This window comes from Mycobacterium sp. IDUB_3, assembly GCF_055419585.1.
Genome location: NZ_JBVAXZ010000001.1, coordinates 3,711,721 through 3,730,035 on the forward strand (window position 1 = coordinate 3,711,721; position 18,315 = coordinate 3,730,035).

Annotated in this window: 14 protein-coding genes and 1 tRNA gene; 10 read left to right on the forward strand and 5 right to left on the reverse strand. The window is 69.0% G+C overall.

What is annotated here, in order from left to right; all coding sequences use genetic code 11:
- Window positions 1–2 precede the first annotated feature (2 nt).
- Window positions 3–73 (reverse strand) — tRNA-Gly (locus tag ACZYVJ_RS17160).
- A 169-nt stretch (window positions 74–242) separates the two neighbouring features.
- On the opposite strand from ACZYVJ_RS17160, the gene ACZYVJ_RS17165 reads away from it, so the two are divergent.
- The 7 genes from ACZYVJ_RS17165 to ACZYVJ_RS17195 all read left to right on the forward strand — a co-directional run bounded on the left by ACZYVJ_RS17165 (window position 243) and on the right by ACZYVJ_RS17195 (window position 9,585).
- Window positions 243–878: a hypothetical protein gene (locus tag ACZYVJ_RS17165; protein WP_463832117.1), complete on the forward strand. Its 636-nt coding sequence runs from the start codon at window positions 243–245 to the stop codon at window positions 876–878.
- A gap of 30 nt (window positions 879–908) precedes the next feature.
- The gene (gene dcd / locus ACZYVJ_RS17170; protein WP_007768717.1) at window positions 909–1,481 is read left to right on the forward strand and encodes a dCTP deaminase; all 573 of its coding nucleotides are present in this window, start codon (window positions 909–911) and stop codon (window positions 1,479–1,481) included.
- A 130-nt stretch (window positions 1,482–1,611) separates the two neighbouring features.
- Window positions 1,612–3,546 (forward strand): DUF7159 family protein, encoded by a 1,935-nt coding sequence (locus ACZYVJ_RS17175; protein WP_463833036.1) that lies wholly within the window; start codon window positions 1,612–1,614, stop codon window positions 3,544–3,546.
- Between the two features lie 245 nt (window positions 3,547–3,791).
- Window positions 3,792–5,228 (forward strand): DUF7159 family protein, encoded by a 1,437-nt coding sequence (locus tag ACZYVJ_RS17180; protein WP_463832118.1) that lies wholly within the window; start codon window positions 3,792–3,794, stop codon window positions 5,226–5,228.
- 177 nt (window positions 5,229–5,405) lie between these two features.
- Entirely contained in the window at window positions 5,406–6,533 is a 1,128-nt protein-coding gene (locus ACZYVJ_RS17185; protein ID WP_463832119.1) for a DUF7159 family protein, read from the forward strand.
- 164 nt (window positions 6,534–6,697) lie between these two features.
- Window positions 6,698–8,149, forward strand: coding sequence for a DUF7159 family protein (locus ACZYVJ_RS17190; RefSeq protein WP_463832120.1), 1,452 nt, complete (start codon window positions 6,698–6,700; stop codon window positions 8,147–8,149).
- A gap of 110 nt (window positions 8,150–8,259) precedes the next feature.
- Window positions 8,260–9,585: a UDP-glucose dehydrogenase family protein gene (locus ACZYVJ_RS17195; RefSeq protein WP_463833037.1), complete on the forward strand. Its 1,326-nt coding sequence runs from the start codon at window positions 8,260–8,262 to the stop codon at window positions 9,583–9,585.
- A 40-nt stretch (window positions 9,586–9,625) separates the two neighbouring features.
- Here ACZYVJ_RS17195 and ACZYVJ_RS17200 read toward each other — a convergent pair whose 3' ends face one another.
- Window positions 9,626–10,291, reverse strand: coding sequence for a class I SAM-dependent methyltransferase (locus ACZYVJ_RS17200; RefSeq protein ID WP_463832121.1), 666 nt, complete (start codon window positions 10,289–10,291; stop codon window positions 9,626–9,628).
- A 153-nt stretch (window positions 10,292–10,444) separates the two neighbouring features.
- Here ACZYVJ_RS17200 and ACZYVJ_RS17205 point away from each other — a divergent pair, with 153 nt between their 5' ends.
- From ACZYVJ_RS17205 to rfbA, 3 genes are read left to right on the forward strand one after another with little or no spacing between them, the layout of a single operon-like run.
- Window positions 10,445–11,200, forward strand: a complete 756-nt coding sequence (locus ACZYVJ_RS17205) for a maleylpyruvate isomerase family mycothiol-dependent enzyme (RefSeq protein ID WP_463832122.1) — start codon at window positions 10,445–10,447, stop codon at window positions 11,198–11,200.
- A gap of 29 nt (window positions 11,201–11,229) precedes the next feature.
- Window positions 11,230–11,601, forward strand: a complete 372-nt coding sequence (locus tag ACZYVJ_RS17210; RefSeq protein WP_463832123.1) for a nuclear transport factor 2 family protein — start codon at window positions 11,230–11,232, stop codon at window positions 11,599–11,601.
- Window positions 11,602–11,627: 26 nt separating this feature from the next.
- Window positions 11,628–12,503, forward strand: a complete 876-nt coding sequence (rfbA, locus tag ACZYVJ_RS17215) for a glucose-1-phosphate thymidylyltransferase RfbA (RefSeq protein WP_463832124.1) — start codon at window positions 11,628–11,630, stop codon at window positions 12,501–12,503.
- On the opposite strand, the gene ACZYVJ_RS17220 is transcribed toward rfbA, so the two are convergent.
- The 3 genes from ACZYVJ_RS17220 to ACZYVJ_RS17230 are packed head-to-tail and all read right to left on the reverse strand — an operon-like array spanning window position 12,445 to window position 18,091.
- A complete protein-coding gene (locus tag ACZYVJ_RS17220; RefSeq protein ID WP_463832125.1) occupies window positions 12,445–13,710 on the reverse strand; it encodes a YibE/F family protein in 1,266 nt (421 codons plus the stop codon). The two genes, rfbA and ACZYVJ_RS17220, sit on opposite strands and share 59 nt — an antisense overlap.
- Window positions 13,711–13,742: 32 nt before the next feature.
- The gene (locus tag ACZYVJ_RS17225) at window positions 13,743–15,035 is read right to left on the reverse strand and encodes a pyridoxal phosphate-dependent aminotransferase (protein WP_463832126.1); all 1,293 of its coding nucleotides are present in this window, start codon (window positions 15,033–15,035) and stop codon (window positions 13,743–13,745) included.
- Window positions 15,036–15,067: 32 nt separating this feature from the next.
- Window positions 15,068–18,091 (reverse strand): (Fe-S)-binding protein, encoded by a 3,024-nt coding sequence (locus ACZYVJ_RS17230; protein WP_463832127.1) that lies wholly within the window; start codon window positions 18,089–18,091, stop codon window positions 15,068–15,070.
- Window positions 18,092–18,315: the final 224 nt, after the last annotated feature.

The following is an 18,315-nucleotide window of genomic DNA, read 5'->3' on the forward strand; positions in this document are numbered from 1 at the left end:
GGAGCCGATGACGGGAATCGAACCCGCGTATTCAGCTTGGGAAGCTGATGTTCTGCCATTGAACTACATCGGCACTGTCGCCAAGGAAGGCTAGCACCCGACAGCAGCCGTACAGGTCAGGACGGCTCGTCGACCGGGGTGCTGCGGCGGCTGTGCGCCGTCGCGCCGACTCAGAGTTATTCCTTTCACAAATTGACATACTCATGTTTATTATTTCGTTATTGCACCGTAATGTGCACCGGGTGGGTCGACACGAATTAGCCAGGAAGCGACGTAAACCGTCGGCGGCCCTGGCAGCGGTACTCGCCCCCGCGGCGGTGTTCTTCGCGGCGTCCGCCGACGTCCACCCTGCTGCGCCCCGCACCGAAGCCAAACCCGTTATCAGCGACATCGCTCCGTGCTGCGTTCAAATCGTGACCGCGGCGTCGCACCGGCTCATTAAGGGATCCCCTGACGTCGAGCCCGCCGCGGCGTCGCGGTATCACACCCGGGCCCGATTCCTGACCGCCGACGTCGCCCCGGAACGGGGCATGCAGATCCGGACGGTCCTGGTCGCGCGCAGCATCACCGCCGACTTCCCGCAGATCCACGAGATGGGGGGAGTGCGCCCGGATCCGTTGCCGTGGCACCCGCTCGGTCTCGCGGTCGACGTGATGATTCCCGACCCGGAGTCCGACGAGGGCATCGCGCTGGGCAATGCGATCGTCGCGTACGTGCTGCAGAACGCCAACCGGTTCGGCATCCAGGACGCGATCTGGCGGGGCGTCTACTACACGCCCAACGGAGCCCAGGCGAGCCGGCTGGGCCATTACGACCACGTGCACGTCACGACCACCGGGGGCGGCTATCCCAGCGGCAGCGAGGTCTACCTCCGCTGAACATGTAGAGCAGCCAGCTAGGCTCGTCGCGTGCTGCTCTCCGATCGCGACCTGAGGTCCGAAATCACCGCCGGGCGGCTGGGCATCGAGCCCTTCGAAGCCGGCTTGGTGCAGCCGTCCAGCATCGACGTGCGGCTTGACTGCATGTTCAGGGTGTTCAACAACACCCGTTACACCCACATCGACCCGGCCAAGCAACAGGACGAGCTGACCACCCTGGTCGAACCGGATGCCGGCGAGCCGTTCGTGCTGCATCCCGGCGAGTTCGTGCTCGGTTCGACGCTGGAACTCATCACCCTGCCCGACGACCTCGCCGGGCGCCTGGAGGGCAAGTCGTCGCTGGGCCGGCTCGGCCTGCTGACGCACTCCACCGCCGGGTTCATCGATCCCGGCTTCAGCGGTCACATCACGCTGGAGCTGTCCAACGTCGCCAACCTGCCGATCACCCTGTGGCCGGGCATGAAGATCGGTCAGCTGTGCATTCTGCGGCTGACCAGTCCCGCCGAACACCCTTACGGCAGTACGCAAGTAGGTTCGAAGTATCAGGGCCAGCGAGGACCGACCCCGTCGCGCTCCTATCAGAACTTCATACGGACTACATAGGTTCTGAGGGGCTCTGACGCTCCCCTTGTGCGCGATACTTAGTTAGCCGTGGTTTTTCCTCCGCCTGGCCATGGTTCATCGTGCAATACCTTTGGAGGGGTTTGTATTGGATATCGTGCTCGGGGTGTCGATGGCACCGTCATCGATCCAAATGGTCGTCCTGGAAGGCGAATACGCCGACGGCGCCACGGTTGAAGAGGACACGTTCGACGTCGCCGACGTCGACGACGCGGCCACCGCGACCGGGCCCGACCAGGTGATCTCGGCCATCCTGGGCACCCGCGAGGGCGCCGCCGACGCGGGTCTCGAGCTGTCATCGATCGGCGTGACGTGGACGGATCAGCTCGAAGCCGCGGCGCTGCGCGACGCGCTGACCGCCCACCGGATCGACAACGTGATGCTGGTCTCGGCCTTCTTGGCCGCGGCGGCGCTGGCGCAAAATGTCGGCGGGGCAATGGGTTACGAGCGCACCGCGGTGCTGCTGGTCGAGCCCGACACCGCGACGCTGGCGGTCGTCGAGACCTCCGACGGTTCCATCCCGGACGTCTACAAACAACAGATTCACGCCGAGTCCTACGGCGATGCCGCCGAGCAGCTCAGCGCGATGGTCGCCGGGATGGAGAAGCTGGAACTCGTGCCGGGCGGCCTGTTGTTGGTCGGCTCGGGCATCGACGTCGCTCCGCTGAAGTCGGTGTTGCAGGCGACAACGGTCCTCGACGTGAGTGTGGCCGAGGAGCCGGAGACGGCGCTGGCCCGCGGGGCTGCACTGGCGTCGGCGAATGCGCCGCTGTTTGCCTCGTCGACCGCTGCGCTGGCCTATGCGCAAGACCCGGGCACCGGCGCGGTCGATCAGTACTCCCTTCCCGAATACCTCTATGTCCCGTTCGGGCAGGAACCCGTCGACGACGAACTCGCCTACAGCGCGGTGGGTGACGACGACGCCGAATCACCGACCGTCGTCATCGAGAAGCTGTTCCTCCCCGAAGAGAGCCAGCCCAAGCGGCACCCGGTCCTGCTGGTCGGCAGCGGGCTGGCGGTGGTCGGCATCAGCGCGGTGCTGGCGCTCGAGATCGCGTTGGCGATCGGCATCCGCACCACGGGAACCGTTGCCTTGCAGCCCACCCCGGGCCAGCACCTCATCGTCCCCGAACAGGCCCCGGCGCCGGCGCCGGTGCAGGCGTCCGAACCGCTGTCGAAGATCAGCCTGCCCGCCCCCGCGTCCGCACCCCAGCCGCTGAGCCCGCCGGTCGCTGCGCCGCTGCCCGCGGTTCCGGCGCCGCCGGCTGCGCCTCCGCCGCTGCCCGCCGCGCCGATTGTTCCGGTGCCCGTCGTGGTTCCCCCGGTACCGGTTCCGGTGCCCGTGCGTATTCCGGTTCCCGACCCGGTGGACCCCCCGATGCTGGCGGTCCCGCCGCATCTCTCCATCCCGCAACCGGTGCAGCCGCAACCTCCGGTGCACCTGCCCCAGCCCCCGCAGGTCACCGTGCCGCAGTCACCGCCGCACCAGACGCCCCCCGGCGAAGGCACCCAGCCCAAGCCGAGTGGCCCCGGTAACTACGGCGGCGGCCACTCTCCAACGCCCGGTGAGAACGGCCCGGGCGGTCCCGGCGGGCACATTCCGACGCCGGGTTCGGGTAGTCCGGGTGGACACGTTCCCACGCCTGGGTCGGGCGGCACGGGTGGCTCGGGTGGCGGCCACGTCCCCACGCCGGGATCCGGTGGTCCCGGCGGTCACGTTCCGACGCCTGGGTCGGGCGGCACGGGTGGCTCGGGTGGCGGCCACGTCCCCACGCCGGGATCCGGTGGTCCCGGCGGGCACGTCCCGACGCCGGGTTCGGGCGGGCCGGGCGGCCTGGGCGGCGGCCACGTTCCCACACCCCCCGCGGGCGGCCCCGGCGGCGGTGGTCTCGGCGGCTTCGGTGGCGGTCACGCCCCGGCTCCTAGTGGCGGTGGCGGCGGTTTCGGCGGCGGTCACGCGCCAGCTCCCGGCGGCGGCGGTGGTCTCGGCGGCTTCGGCGGCGGTCACAGCGGCGGCGGGGGCGGTTTCGGCGGCGGGCACCACTAAACCGGTTTGCCACAACCCACAGCAATTCACGCTCACTCCCTGCGAAATCACACGGGTAGGGTCGGGGTATTGAGGCTGGCCAGAAGACGCCGCCTCACCCGCCAGAATTTCATCAGCCCAGCAACATAAGCGGGCACGCGGCCCTTCCTCTGCTGTGGCAGGAAATTCCTGGTGATCGATAAATAGTGGCGTTGCCGACGGGGGCGTCGAGCAACGCAGCAAATTGGGCAGGGGGAACGTAAGCGGTGGTGGGCATCGTGCTTGGCGTCTCGATGACGCCGACGAAAGTGCGCATGGTGCTGGTCGAAGGCGAGAGTGCCGACGGGGTCACCGTCGACGAGGACGACTTTGACGTCGACACCCAGCGCACCGCCAGGCCCGGCGGCGCCCCCCATGAAGTGATCTCGGCGATCCTCGGCACCCGGGAAGGCGCCACCGATGGCGGCTACCAACTGCTGTCGACGGGTGTGACGTGGACCGATCACGTCGAAGCGGCGATGCTGCGCGATGCCCTGATTTCCCACAAGGTCGAAAACGTCATGCTTGTCTCGGCCTTCATGGCCGCGGCCGCGCTGACGCAGGCCGTCGGCGACGCCACCAAGTACGCACGCACCGCGCTGCTCTTCGTCGAGCCCTACAGCGCAACCTTGGCCGTCGTCGACACCGCTGACGGCTCGGTCTCGGAGGTGCGCCGCAAAGTCCTTCCGGACGACGAGGACCAAGCGGTGGCCGAACTCGTCGACATGGCCTCCGGTGCCGAGGCGCTCGAAACGCACCCCGAAGGACTGGTTCTGGTCGGTTCCGGCGTCGACATCCCGCTGATCAAGCCGGTGTTGGCCGCCGCGACCTCGCTCGAGTTGTCCGTGCCCGACGAGCCGGAGATGGCCCTGGCGCGAGGGGCCGCGCTGGCGTCGGCGAATGCGCCGCTGTTCGCGTCGTCGACGGCCGCGCTGGCCTACGCGCTGGATCCGGGCACCGGCGAGGTCGACCCGCTCGTCCTGGCCGGACAGCATCCCGGGCTGGTGCCCGCTTATCAGCCCGAATACCGCAGCCACATCGCGGCCCTGGCCGCTGATGCCGACAAGGGCAAGACCAACGTCGCCTACAGCGCCGTGGCGGACGATGACGCCGACGCCAAAACCCTCATCGGTCTCGACGAACGCGCGCGTCGGCGCAAGTCTTTCCTGCTGGTCAGCAGCTCGCTGGCGGTGATCTTCATCGCCGCGGTGGTGGCGCTGGAAATCGCGCTTGCCATCAGCATTCGCCCGACCGTGGCGTTGCGGCCCAGTCCCAACGAAAACATCGTCGCCCCGGCTCCCACGCCGGCCCCGCCGAGTCCCGGGCCGACGGTGCAGGCTCAGCCAAAGATCGCGCCGCCGCAGCCGCTGGCCGCGCCGCGCCCCGTCGCGCCGCCGCCTCCGGCCGCCCCGGCCCTACCGGTCCTGCCGCCGCCCGTGTTCGTTCCGCCGCCCCGGCTGCCGGTGCCCGGGCTGGGCGGTGGCCACGGGCCCTTAGGCGGCCACGGGCCCTTAGGTGGCCGCGGTCCATTCGGTGGCGGACACGGGCCGTTTGGCGGGGGCCATGGTTTTGGCGGCGGCCACGGCTTCGGTGGGGGCCATGGTTTTGGCGGCGGCCATGGGTTCGGCGGGCACGGCTTCGGCGGTGGACACGGCCACCGGTAGCGTGTCGCGCCTCACACGCCTGTCTGACCGGGCGCGCTAGTCTGGCGGATTGGGGATGTCGCCGAGGCCAGAACTCTTCGTACGTCCGGCTGACTCTCGAATCGCGAGCCCCCGAGGTGGTGGCTCCGCAGCTGTCCTGGCATGGCGCAGCAACCAATTGGACAATTTGGAGGAGCGATGGACGTCGTACTCGGCGTGTCTATGGCACCTGCGACGGTCCGCATGGTGCTTATCGAAGGTGAGGCGGCCGGCGGGGTGACTGTCGATCAGGACGGTTTCGACGTCGCCGGCGACGAAACCCCCACCGCCGCAGCGAATCACGTGGTCGCAGCCATCCTCGGCACCCGCGACAGCGCAGCCCAGGGCGGCTATCGGCTCCGATCCAGCGGAGTGAGCTGGACCGACCCCGTCAAGGCGGCGGCGCTGCGAGACGCGTTGGCGGCCCGCAAGATCGAGAACGTGATGCTGGTCTCGGCGGTCATGGCCGCCGCGGCGCTGGCGCAGGCCATGGGCAGCGCCACCAACTGGGCGCGCACCGCGTTGCTGCTCGTCGAGCCGGGCAGCGCAACCCTGGCGGTCGTCGACACCTCGAACGGGACTGTCACCGACGTACGCCGGCACCCGCTGCCCGGGAGCGACGACGCCGCACTGGCGAAGCTGACGTCGATGGTGTCGGGCGCCGAGTCGATGAGCGCGCGGCCCGACGGGGTGTTTCTGGTGGGCTCGGAGGTGGACATCCCGTCGATCAAGCCGACGCTCGAGGCCGCGACCGCGCTGTCGGTGACCACGCCCGAGGAACCCGAGATGGCGCTGGCGCGGGGCGCTTCGTTAGCCGCGGCGAACGCGACGTTGGGGGCGCCCCGCACTGTCTCGATGCCGCCCGCACAGACTTCGTCGGCCGCTGCGATCGACCTCGCCTACAGCGCCCTGGACGACCCAGCCTCCGACGCCCACCCGGCTGCCGACGTGCGGCAGCGGCGCAGCCGCAAGTCGATCGTGACGATCGCCGCGGTGACCGCGGTCTTCGTCGGCGGCATCGTGGCATTGGCGCTGGCACTGACGTTCGGCATCGGCCCGCACCCAGACCAGCAGCCCGACGTCAGCACCAACGTCGTCGCCCCGCAGAATCCCGCGCCGGGCCCGCCCCCGGCGTCGGAGGCGCCGGCGGCCCCGCCGCAGGCCCCGGCGTCGGAAGCGCCTGCCGCCCCGCCGCCGTCGCCGCAGCCCTCGCCGCATTCCGGCGACCATCAACACTGGGATGACTGGCTGCACCGCCACCTGGGCCCACAAATTCCGTCCCCGTAGCCCGGTCGCAGGCCCGTCCCGGGCCACCACCCGAGCGCCGAACGAGCGTAAAATCGGGTCGTTAGGGGAATACCGGTGGGGACTCAGCGATGTCTCGTGCCACCACTTCGTGTGACGAGCCCGCCCCCGCCGTGATTGGCTAGCAACCGACTATTGGAGGAGCTTTGGACACCGTACTTGGTGTGTCGATGGCCCCGACGGCAGTCCGGATGGTGCTGGTCGAGGGGGAAAACGGCGACGGCGCGACCGTCGATGAGGACAATTTCGACGTCGCCGCGGCCGCTGATGCAGCAACGGTAACCGCCTCGGACCAGGTAGTTTCGGCCATCTTGGGGACGCGTCAGGGCGCAGCAGAGGGCGGCTACCAACTAGCGTCGACCGGGGTCACGTTCACCGACCCCCTCGAGGCTGCCGCACTGCGGGACAAGCTGGCCGCCCACAAAGTCGAAAATGTGATGCTCGTCTCGGCCTTCCTGGCCGCGGCGGCGCTGGCCCAGGCGGTCGGCCACCAGACCAACTACGCGCAGACCGCGCTGCTCTACATCGAGCCCGACACCGCGACGCTGGCGGTGGTCGACAGCGCGGACGGATCCATTGCCGACGTTCAGCGGCAGGCCCTGCCCGACGATGACGAGGCGGCGGTCGCCCAGCTGGCCGCGATGGTGTCCAACGCCGAGAACCTGCAGACGCGCCCGGACGCCGTGTTCGTCGTCGGCTCCGGCGTCGACATCCCACTGATCAAGCCCGCCCTCGAGGCGGCGACCACCCTGCCGCTGACCGCGCCCGAGGAACCGGACACGGCCCTGGCCCGCGGCGCGGCCCTGGCGTCGGCACACGCACCGCTGTTCTCGTCGTCCACCGCGGCCCTGGCCTACGCGCAGGATCCCGGCACCGGCGCGATCAACCCGCTGGCCGTGGCGCCGGGCTATTTCGACAGCCCGGGTGAGGTCGGCGCGGACGGACTCGCGTACAGCGCCGTGCCCGACGACCCAGACGAGTTCTTCACCGGTTCGCAGACCGCCGCGACGGCGCTGGTCGGCGCGGACTACCACGAGCGCGGCTCCTTCCGGCTGGTGGGAAGCGTGGTGGCGGGAATCTTCGTCATCGGCGTCGTGGCACTGGTGGTGTCGTTGGCCATCGCCATCCGGCCGACGGCCAACGTCCGGCCGAGCCCGAACCAGAACGTCGTTGTCGCGCCCACCCGGCCGGCTCCTGCTCCCGCGGCGCCCGCCCCCGTGCAGGCACCCGCTCCGGCGGCGCCCGCCCCGGCTCCCGAGGCGCCGGCTCCCGAGGCCGCTCCGCAGGCACCCGCTCCGGCGCCCGCGGCTCCCGCCCCGATTCAGGTGCCGGAGGCCCCCGCACCGGCGCCGGTGGCTCCGCCGCCGCCTCCGCCGGCGGTGGCGCCGATCCCGGTGCCCATTCCGCTGCCGATCCCGGGCCTTGGTGGGCCGGGCTTCGGTGGACCCCCGGGAGGCGGGCACGGTGGCGGTGACGGAGGGCCGCACGGTGGCGGTGGCGGTGGCGGCTTCCCCGGCTTCCCCGGCGGCGGTGGTGGCCATGGCGGTGGCGGCTTCCCCGGCTTCGGCGGAGGGCACGGCGGCTTCGGTCGCCACTAGCAGGTAATTCCGTCGCACTGGCCGGCAACGCGGTGACCTGTCATCTTCCGTTTGCCTCCCGCTCAACCCTGCGATGCAATTAGCTCATGGCGACCACCTACACCGGTTGTATGCGATGCACGGTGTTTGGCACGGGTTACCTCGGCGCCACCCATGCGGTTGGGATGGCAGAACTCGGACACGACGTGCTCGGGGTCGATATCGATCCGGGTAAGGTCGCCAAGCTCGCCGGGGGCGACATCCCCTTCTACGAGCCCGGCCTGCGAAAGCTGTTGAGGGAGAACCTGGCTGCCGGTCGGCTGCGGTTCACCACCGATTACGACATGGCGGCCGACTTTGCCGACGTCCATTTCCTCGGGGTGGGCACACCGCAGAAGAAGGGCGAGTACGGTGCGGATCTGCGCCATGTCTACGCCGTCATCGACGCGCTGGTGCCGCGGCTGACGACGTCGGCTGTGCTGGTTGGCAAGTCGACCGTGCCGGTGGGCACCGCGGCCGAGTTGAACCAACGAGCGGCCGCGCTGGCGCCGGCTGGCGTGGACGTCGAAATCGCCTGGAACCCAGAGTTTCTGCGCGAGGGCTACGCCGTGCAGGACACCCTCCACCCGGACCGGATCGTGCTGGGGGTCAAACAGGATTCGGTGCGTGCCGAGGCCGCCGTGCGCGAGCTGTACGGACCGCTGCTCGACGCCGGGGTGCCGTTCCTGGTGACGGATCTGCAGACCGCGGAACTGGCCAAGGTGTCCGCCAATGCCTTTCTGGCGACCAAGATTTCATTCATCAACGCCATTTCCGAGGTATGCGAGGCCGCGGGCGCCGACGTCAGCCTGCTGGCCGACGCGCTCGGCTACGACCCCCGGATCGGACGCCAATTCCTCAATGCCGGTTTGGGTTTCGGCGGCGGCTGCCTGCCCAAGGACATCCGCGCCTTTATGGCGCGCGCCGGCGAGCTGGGCGCCGACCAGGCGCTGACGTTTTTGCGCGAGGTGGACAGCATCAACATGCGCCGCCGCACCCGGATGGTGGAACTGGCCAGCGCCGCCTGCGGTGGATCGCTGCTTGGCGCCAACATCGCCGTGCTCGGTGCGGCGTTCAAGCCCGAATCCGACGATGTGCGTGACTCACCCGCGCTCAACGTCGCGGGCCAGCTGCAGCTCAACGGTGCCGCGGTCAACGTTTATGACCCCAAGGCCCTGGACAACGCGCAGCGGCTGTTCCCGACGCTGAACTACGCCGTCTCGGTCGAAGAGGCCTGCGAACGAGCGGATGCGGTGCTGGTGCTCACCGAGTGGCGCCAGTTCGTCGACATGGACCCCGACGACCTGGCCGACCGGGTGCGCGCCCGCGTCATCGTGGACGGCCGCAATTGCCTGGACGTCGCCCGCTGGCAGCAGGCGGGCTGGCGGGTCTACCGCCTGGGTGCGCCGCGACCCTAGCGTCAAGCCTAAAACCGCTCGCAATCAACAGCATTCGGCATCATCGAAGCGGGTTACCCACCCGGGCGCACAGCACGGCGCGCTGGTACTCGCCGCCGTCGTCGGAAACCTGGACGTCAACGTCGTCGAATCCGGCTGACCGCAGCGAGTCGACAACCGGTGCGGGGTCGGGGATCTCGCGGAAGGGCAGGCTGGCCGCCACGTCCTCGGCGTAGTGATGTCCCGCCACATGTGGGTTCAGCGAAACGTCGGCGATCAACAGCCCACCCGGGGCCAGCACCCTGCGCCATTCCGCGAAGGCCCGCTCCGGTTCGAGCACTGTCCAGATGAAATGCCGGGCCGTCACGGCGTCGAAACTTGCGTCGGCGAACGGCAGCTGCTCGGTGACGCCCTCCACGAACGTGACGGCCACCCCGCCCTCGGCGGCCTTGGCGCGCGCACGCGCCAGCATCGCCTCGGACGCGTCGACGCCGGTCACCTGGTGGCCGAGCTCAGTCAGCAACAGCGCCACAAAGCCGGTACCCGTGGCGACATCGAGCACCCGCGACGCCGGGGGGATCGGGCTCAGGGCGTCCGCCCACCGTCGGCGTTCGGGCTCCGAGGAGATGCCGTGCGCGGTGCGCTGGTCGTACTCGGACCCCTCACGCTCCCAGAACTCGCGGATCGCCGTGCGGGCGACCGGAAGGTTCGCATTGTCATCGGGCATGAGCACCTTTCGGGGACAAGGGCATTCGGCGACCAGGGCGGCCGGCGTGCCTCGACGCGCCTGGCGTCGACGACAAGTCTGCAGTGCGCGCAATCGTCATCGCAAGGCACACGGGAGCGGAGGTCAAGCGTCCCGGCGGGTAACCTGACCCGGGTGGACTATGCCGGAGCATTCCTCGACGAGAACCGGGCCTTCGCGGAGCTTTTTCAGGATGCCGACGAGGCCACGCCGGTACCCACCTGCCCGGGCTGGACTCTGCGGCAACTGTTCCGCCACGTCGGGCGAGGCGACCGCTGGGCGGCACAGATAGTGCGCGACAAACTCGACCGCTACCTCGACCCCCGCACGGTGGAGGGCGGCAAGCCGCCGCCCGACCCAGCCGGCGCGATCGCCTGGCTGCACGGCGGCGCCCAGCGGCTGATCGACGCCGTCGAGCTGACCGGGGTGGAGACGCCGGTCTGGACGTTCCTCGGGCCCCGCCCGGCGAACTGGTGGGTCCGGCGCCGGTTGCACGAGGTCGCGGTGCATCGGGCCGACGCGGCGATCGCGCTGGGCAGCGAGTTCACCCTGGAACCGGGCGTGGCGGCCGACGGCATCACCGAATGGCTGGAGCGGATCGCGATTCAGGCGGGCGACCAGGGCGCGCCCCTTCCGCTCGAGGAGGGCGACACCCTGCACCTGCACGCCACCGATCCCGGCCTGGGTGAAGCCGGCGAATGGACGATCGCCGTCGAGGAGGGCCGGATCGCCTGGTCACACCAGCACGGCAAGGGCAGCGCCGCGCTGCGCGGCGGTGCGACCGAGCTGCTGCTGGCGATCCTGCGCCGGCGGCCGCTGGCCGACACGGGCGTCGAGCTGTTCGGCGAGGACGCCGTGTGGGAGCGCTGGTTGGACCGTACGCCTCTCTAGCCGCGGGCCCGCACGGTAACTTGCACACCATGACCACATCGGAGATCGCCACCGTTCTGGCATGGCACGACGCCCTCGACACCGGCGACATCGACACATTGACGGCGTTATCCAGCGACGACATCGAGATCGGCGACGCGCACGGCGCCGCGCAGGGCCACGAGGCGCTGCGCAACTGGGCCTCGTCGCACCGGGCGGCCACGCAGCTCGGTCAGATGTACGTGCACGACGGCGTCGTCGTCGTCGAACAAAAACTGGGCAGCACCGACGGGCCGGGGGAGGCCACCAACGCGCTGGCATTCCGTGTTGTCCGTGACCACGTCACCTCGGTGTTCCGGCACGACAGCTTGGCGTGGGCGCTGGCGGCCACCGAGCTCACCGAGTCCGACGCCGTCGAATAGGGTCATCAAGGCATTAGGAGCTGTCCATGCGCGGAATCATCCTGGCCGGCGGGTCGGGCACCCGCCTGCATCCGATCACCACGGGCATCAGTAAGCAGCTGCTGCCGGTCTACGACAAACCGATGGTCTACTACCCGCTGTCCACCCTGATGATGGCCGGAATCCGCGACATCCTGGTGATCACCACCCCGCACGACGCGGCCGGATTCCAGCGGCTGCTGGCCGACGGCTCGCAGTTCGGCGTCAACATCACCTACGTGACGCAGGAAAAGCCCGACGGTCTGGCCCAGGCCTTCGTGCTTGGCGCCGACCACATCGGCAACGAGCCGGTGGCTTTGGTGTTGGGAGACAACATCTTCTACGGCCCGGGGCTGGGCACCAGCCTGAGCCGCTTCCAATCCATCAGCGGGGGAGCGGTTTTCGCGTACTGGGTGGCCAACCCGTCGGACTACGGTGTCGTCGAGTTCAGCGACGACGGTAGGGCGCTGTCGCTGGAGGAGAAGCCCAAGACGCCGAAATCCAATTACGCGGTGCCGGGTTTGTACTTCTACGACAACGATGTGATCGAAATCGCCAAGGGCCTCAAGAAGTCGGCGCGCGGCGAGTACGAGATCACCGAGGTCAACCAGATCTACCTGAACCGGGGTCGGCTCTCGGTCGAGGTGATGGCCCGCGGCACGGCCTGGCTGGACACCGGGACGTTCGACTCGCTGCTGGACGCCAGCGATTTCGTGCGCACCCTGGAACGGCGCCAAGGCCTGAAGGTCAGCGTCCCCGAGGAAGTGGCGTGGCGGCGGGGCTGGATCACCGACGATGAGTTGGCCGAGCGCGCACACAACCTGCTCAAGTCCGGCTACGGCGGCTATCTGCTGGATCTGTTGGAGCGCAGCCGATTTCACTAGGTTTGGCCAGCACCGCGGCGATCGCCGTCGTCAGCGGCACCGACAGCGCCAACGCCATGCCGCCCACCGCCGAGCGGGCGATCTCGATGGCCACGCTCTCGCTGGTCAACACGTCGGTCAACGAGCGGTTGGCGACGCTGAACAGCAACAGCAACGGCAGCGAACTACCGGCGTAAGCCAGTACCAGCGTGTAGACCGTGCTGGCGATGTGATCGCGGCCCACCCGGATGGCGCCCAGAAAGATCGCCCGCCGCGAGCCGCCGAGGTGGGCGAGCTCGAACACCGTCGAGGCCTGCGTCACCGTCACGTCGTTGAGCACACCCAGCGACCCGATGATGAACCCGGCGAGCAGCAGGCCGCCGATCGACACATTGCCCAGATAGGCGCTGACGGTGCTGTTCTGTTCGTCCGACAGCCCGGTCAGCTGCGCCAGCTGTATTGCCGCCCAGGACAATCCGGCGGCCAGCAGCAGCGCCGACAGGGTGCCCAGCAGCGCGGCGCTGGTCCGCAGGTTGACCCCGTGCGCGAGGTAGATGACCGCGTACAGGATGGCCGCCGACGCCACCAGCGCCACCGGAATCGCGGGTGCGCCGTCGCGCAGCGCCGGCAGCAGGAACATCACCAGCACCAAGAACGCGACCACGATGCCCACCAGCGCGAGCAGCCCGCGCCACCGTGCCACCGCCACGATGACCACCGCGAACGCGATCGCCAAACCGGTTAGCGCCCAGCCACGTTCGAAGTCGTAGAACGCGTAGCTGGTGGCGCCCTGGTCGTCGACTTGGCGGACGAGCCGAATGTGGTCGCCCACCGCGAATTTCGGCTGGCCGGGGCCGGGGGAGGACTCCAGCAGCGTCTGGGCCCCGGCGTTGGGGCCGGAATCGATCGAGACCTGGGTCAACACGCAGCGTCCCGCGCCGGGCGTGGCCTGCTGCGGCGCGCCGGTGAGCACCTGACTGACCGACGGGCTGCCGCAGTCGCCCGTCCCGCTGGACAGCACGTGCCCGGCCTGCGTGCTCACCGCACCGCCGGCCGCGTTCTGCAGCGGCATCGGGATGTCGACGTGCTGTCGGCTGGGCCAGAGCACGATGGCGCCGACGGCCACCGCCACGCCGATCGCGACCAGTAACCCGACGACGATCCTTGCGGGCAACGGATCAACGGCGGACGGGCCCGACGGCAAGCTGTGCGAGTGGGAGTGCGTCACCCGCTCCACCGTAGAGGCGGCCGCGCGGGTGCCTACGGTCGATAGCCGACGAGGAAGTTGCCCAACCGCTCGATCGCGGCCGCCAGGTCGCGGGCCCACGGCAACGTCACGATGCGCAGGTGATCCGGCGCCGGCCAATTGAAGCCGGTGCCCTGGGTGACCAGGATCTTCTCCTGCAGCAGCAGGTCGAGGACGAGCTGTTCGTCGTCTTCGATGTCGTAGACCTCGGGGTCCAGCCGGGGGAACGCGTACAGGGCACCGTCCGGCTTGACGCAGGACACCCCCGGGATCTCGTTGAGTTTGGTCCACGCGACGTCGCGCTGTTCGAGCAGCCGGCCGCCCGGCAGGACCAGGTCGTCGATGCTCTGGTGGCCGCCCAGGGCCACCTGGATCGCGTGCTGCGCCGGAACGTTGGGGCACAGCCGCATGTTCGCCAGCAGGTTGATGCCCTCGATGAAACTGCCGGCGTGATCCTTGGGCCCGGTGATCGCCAGCCAGCCGGCCCGATAGCCCGCCACCCGGTACGCCTTGGACAGGCCGTTGAAGGTCAGGCACAACATGTCCGGCGCCAGCGTGGCCAGGTTGATGTGCTTGGCGTCGTCGTAAAGGATCTTGTCGTAGATCTCGTCGGCGAGCAGCAGCAGCTCGTGCTTGCGCGCGAGATCGACGATCTGGGTGAGGACTTCGCTGGTGTAGACGGCGCCGGTCGGGTTGTTGGGGTTGATCACGACCAGCGCCTTGGTGCGGTCGGTGATCTTGGACTCCATGTCGGCGATGTCCGGCTGCCAGCCCTGGGTCTCGTCGCACAGGTAATGCACGGGCGTGCCGCCCGCCAGCGAGGTCGACGCCGTCCACAGCGGGTAGTCCGGCGACGGGATCAGCACCTCGTCGCCGTTGTCGAGCAGCGCCTGCAGCGTCATGGTGATCAGCTCGGACACCCCGTTGCCTAGATAGACGTCGTCGACGTCGAACCGGGGGAAGCCGTCGACCAGCTCGTAACGAGTCACCACTGCCCGGCGGGCGGGCAGGATGCCCTGCGAGTCGGAATATCCCTGGGCGTACGGCAGGGCCTGGATCATGTCCCGCATGATCACGTCGGGCGCCTCGAAGCCGAACGGCGCGGGGTTGCCGATGTTGAGCTTGAGGATGCGGTGCCCCTCGGCCTCCAGCCGCGCAGCCTGCGCGTGCACGGGCCCGCGGATCTCGTACAGGACGTCCTGGAGCTTCGACGACTGTGCGAAATTCCGCTGCGGCCGGTGATGAGCCGACGTGTGCAGGGGCAGGTGATGGGTGGTCACACCATTAATGGTGCCATCACTGTCCACTGAAATTTGCTGTCAAGCGTGAAAGACGCAGGTCAGCGCTTGCCCGGGGGACGCGCCCCACGGGCAATGCCCAGGCCTTTGACCGGTGGCTGCGGCGGCGCGTCGTCGCCGTCGGTCTGCTTTGCCGGCTCCGCTTTCGGCGCCGGCCCGGCTTCGGCATTGGGCGTCTCGGCCGGTTCGGCGGGCGCAGCCTCGGCCTTGGGGGCCTCGGCTTTCGGCGCCGCCTTCTTGGCGCCGGGCCGCTTGGCGCCTGCCGCGATGCCCAGTCCCTTGACCGGCGCCGCGGGTGCCTTGGCTTCTTCCTTGGCCTCGGTCTCGGCGGCGGGGGCCGCCTCCGCGGTCGCCTCGGCCTTGGGGGCCTCGGCCGCCGGTGCGGCCTTCTTGGCGCCGGGTCGCTTCGCGCCGGCGGCCAGACCCAAACCCTTCACCGGCGCGGCGGGTGCCTTGGCTTCGCCGCCGGCCTCGGCCGGTGCCTCGGCCTTGGCGGCCGCCTGCGCCGTGGCCTCCCCGGCCGGTTCGGCCGCAGCCTTCTTCGCGCCGGGCTTCTTGGCGCCGCCGGCGATGCCCAGCCCCTTGACGGGGGCGGCCGCCTGCGCCGTGGCCTCGCCGGCCGGTTCGGCCGCAGCCTTCTTCGCGCCGGGCTTCTTGGCGCCGCCGGCGATGCCCAGCCCCTTGGCCGGAGCAGCAGCGGCGGCCTCGGACTTCGGGGCCGCCTCGGCCTTGGCGGGTGCCTCCTCGGCCGGCGCCTCGGCGGGTGCGGTCGCCGTGGCGGTCGAGGCCTTGGGCGCCTCAGCCGCCCGCTTCTCGGCTTCCTTGGCGGCCGTGCCCTTCTCCGGCAGCGTGGCCTTGTCGTACTCGAGGGACCCGAGCAGGATCTGCGCGACGTCAAGCACCTCGACACCGCTGCGGCCGGCCTCTTCCTGACGGTCGTTGACACCGTCGGTGACCATCACCCGGCAGAACGGGCAGCCGGTGGCGATGGTGGCGGCCCCGGTGGCCAGCGCCTCGTCGACGCGCTCGTGGTTGATCCGCTTCCCGATGTGCTCTTCCATCCACATCCGCGCGCCGCCGGCGCCGCAGCAGAAGCTGCGTTCGGCGTGGCGCGGCATCTCGGTCAGGGTCGCCCCCGCTGCCCCGATCAGCTCGCGTGGCGCCTCGTAGACCTTGTTGTGCCGGCCCAGGTAGCAGGGGTCGTGGTAGGTGATGTCCTGCGACACCGGGGTGACCGGCACCAGCTTGTTGTCCCGGATCAGCCGGTTGAGCAGCTGGGTGTGGTGCAGCACCGAGTAGTTCGCGCCGAGCTGGCGGTACTCGCGGCCCAGGGTGTTGAAGCAGTGCGGGCAGGTGACGACGATCTTGCGGTCGACGGTCTCGGTGCCCTCGAACAGCCCGTCCAGGGTCTCGACGGCCTGGGCGGCCAGCTGCTGGAACAGGAACTCGTTGCCCGAGCGGCGCGCGGAGTCGCCGTTGCAGGACTCGCCGGTGCCGAGCACCAGGTACTTCACGCCGGCGATGGCCAGCAGTTCCGCGACGGCTTTGGTGGTCTTCTTGGCCTTGTCGTCGTATGCGCCGGCGCAACCCACCCAGAACAGGTACTCGAACCCGTCGAAGCTGTCGACGTCCTCGCCATAGACCGGCACGTCGAAGTCGACCTCGTCGATCCAGCTGGTGCGGTCCGACGCGTTCTGGCCCCACGGGTTGCCCTTGGTTTCCAGGTTCTTGAACAGCACCGACAGTTCGGAGGGGAACTCCGACTCCATCATCACCTGGTAGCGGCGCATATCGATGATGTGATCGACGTGCTCGATGTCCACCGGGCACTGCTCGACGCAGGCGCCGCAGGACACGCAGGACCACAGCACGTCGGGGTCGATGACGCCGCCCTGTTCCTCGGTGCCGACCAGCGGCCGGTTGGCCTGCTCGGGGCCGGATCCCATGACGCGGCCGAAGCCGGACTCCGGAACGTGGTGGGCCTCGGCGTGCTTCTCGCCGGACAACTCCTCGCCGACCCCGCCCTCCGGCGTGCTCTCGAGGGGGCTTTCCTTGTCGCCCAGGATGTAGGGCGCCTTGGCCATCCAGTGGTCGCGGAGGTCCATGATGACGAGCTTGGGCGAGAGCGGCTTGCCGGTGTTCCACGCCGGGCACTGCGACTGGCAGCGCCCGCACTCGGTACAGGTGGCGAAGTCCAGCATGCCCTTCCAGCTGAAGTCCTCGATCTTGCCGCGACCGAATTGGGCGTCGTCGGGCGGGTTTTCGAAGTCGATCGGCTTGCCGTCGTACTCCAGCGGCAGCAGCGGGCCGAGCCCGTCGGGCAGCCGCTTGAAGATGACGTTGATCGGCGCCGTGAAGATGTGCATGTGCTTGGAGTGCAGCACGATGATGAGGAACGCCAGCATGACCAAGATGTGCAGCAGCAGCGCAGTCGTTTCGATGATCTCGTTGGCGGGCTCACCCAGTGGTCGCAGGATGGTGCCGAACAGCTGCGACAGGAAGGCGCCGTTGCCGTAGGGCAGCGTGCCGTTGTTGACCGCGGCTCCGCGCACGAACACGTAGGTGAAGACGACGTTGAAGATCATGAACAGCACCAGCCAGGCGCCGCCGGTGTGCGAACCGTAGAACCGTGACGAGCGTCCGATCTCGCGTGGGCTGCGCATCAAACGGATGATCGCGAAGGTGACGATGCCGAGGAAGACTGCGGTCGCGAAGAAGTCCTGCAGGAAGCCCAGCACGTCCCAGCGCCCGATGATCGGGATGTGGAAGTTGTCCTGGAACAGCAGACCGTAGGCCTCGATGTAGACCGTCAGCAGGATGAAGAAGCCCCACATGGTGAAGAAGTGCGCCAGACCGGGGATGGACCACTTCAACAGCTTGCGTTGACCGAAGACCTCGGAGACCTCGGCCCAGACGCGTTTGCCGGGTTCGTCGGTGTGCCCGGGCGCCGGCCTGCCGGACGTGATCAGCTTGAACAGCCACAGGACACGCCGTGCGGCGAGTGCGGCCACGACCAGCGTCATGCCCATGCCCACGATCAGCCTGATGAGCATCTGCGTTGTCACGGAAGGTCTCCCCAATGCATAGAAATTCGGCCTGTGCTTATTTGCCTGCTAAGCCCCGCTCATAGTTACATCTTCGCGGCTTTCAGCGCGAGAAAGGCTGCCCTAAGTTGAGTTCGCCGGCGCCTCTGGCCTGCTGGTTAATACCCACTAACCGGATGTGACGTTTGTCGGAGTGATGAGCGCCACCAAATTTCGTTGAATGACCCTTTGCCGGAGCCGTTTGG

What these genes read in the sequence shown, in the direction of transcription:
- ACZYVJ_RS17175 (WP_463833036.1), top strand. Translation starts at nt 1,612, where the DNA reads ATGGCACCGTCATCGATCCAAATGGTCGTCCTGGAAGGCGAATACGCC.
- ACZYVJ_RS17185 (WP_463832119.1), top strand. Translation starts at nt 5,406, where the DNA reads ATGGACGTCGTACTCGGCGTGTCTATGGCACCTGCGACGGTCCGCATG.
- ACZYVJ_RS17195 (WP_463833037.1), top strand. Translation starts at nt 8,260, where the DNA reads ATGCGATGCACGGTGTTTGGCACGGGTTACCTCGGCGCCACCCATGCG.
- ACZYVJ_RS17200 (WP_463832121.1), bottom strand. Translation starts at nt 10,291, where the DNA reads ATGCCCGATGACAATGCGAACCTTCCGGTCGCCCGCACGGCGATCCGC.
- ACZYVJ_RS17210 (WP_463832123.1), top strand. Translation starts at nt 11,230, where the DNA reads ATGACCACATCGGAGATCGCCACCGTTCTGGCATGGCACGACGCCCTC.
- rfbA (WP_463832124.1), top strand. Translation starts at nt 11,628, where the DNA reads ATGCGCGGAATCATCCTGGCCGGCGGGTCGGGCACCCGCCTGCATCCG.